This window comes from Chitinophaga chungangae, assembly GCF_017742215.1.
Lineage (GTDB): Bacteria > Bacteroidota > Bacteroidia > Chitinophagales > Chitinophagaceae > Chitinophaga > Chitinophaga chungangae.
The window spans coordinates 1-690 of record NZ_JAGHKP010000013.1; the positions used below are offsets into that span (position 1 = coordinate 1).

Below are 690 nucleotides of genomic sequence, written 5' to 3' on the forward strand. Positions count from 1 at the left end.
TGAACCCGACTAAATTTTCTCTTGGAAAATCGAATCGAGATGTTCAATTAATATGTTATCGCTAACATTACCTGTGTTTTGTTACATTTCTGTAACGTGCTGTTGTTTCCTTACTTTCAAAGACCTTCCGTTCACCGGCTCACCACGCTTACCGCGGTAACCATAATCGTGAACTTCGCAGATATCAAGGGTACGAACCTTTAGGCCCTAAGCCATATCTTACATTATTTTTTTAAGAACTTTCCTGATTTTTCAGACCGGACCGGCCTTGTTGATATCCCTTTCTCAACGCTGTTGTTCGAAGGGAGTGCAAAGGTAGTGCATTTTTTCGTTCTTCCAAATTTTTGAACCCAAAAAATTAAATTTATTTTTCTGATTCTCAATCACTTACACCTGAACTTTATTCGCACTGTCTCGCCCCGTTTCCAACAACCACACAAAGAACTACCCGCTATTTTTCAAAGCGGATGGCAAAGATAGCAACTAAATCGATTACTACAAAATTTTGCGTGGGAACTTTCGGGAAGGGGAAGAGAGAAAAAAGTCCCGGCATAACACCGGGACTTTCTAATAAATATGGCAGCTACCTACTCTCCCGCATGATAGTGCAGTACCATCGGCCATGAGGGGCTTAACTTCTCTGTTCGGAATGGGAAGAGGTGAACACCCTCGGCAAAACCACCATAAGAT

At 41.9% G+C, this 690-nt stretch carries 1 rRNA gene; it reads right to left on the bottom strand.

What is annotated here, in order from left to right:
* Nucleotides 1-574: 574 nt before the first annotated feature.
* A 5S ribosomal RNA gene (gene rrf / locus J7I43_RS24625) occupies nucleotides 575-686 on the bottom strand.
* Nucleotides 687-690 lie beyond the last annotated feature (4 nt).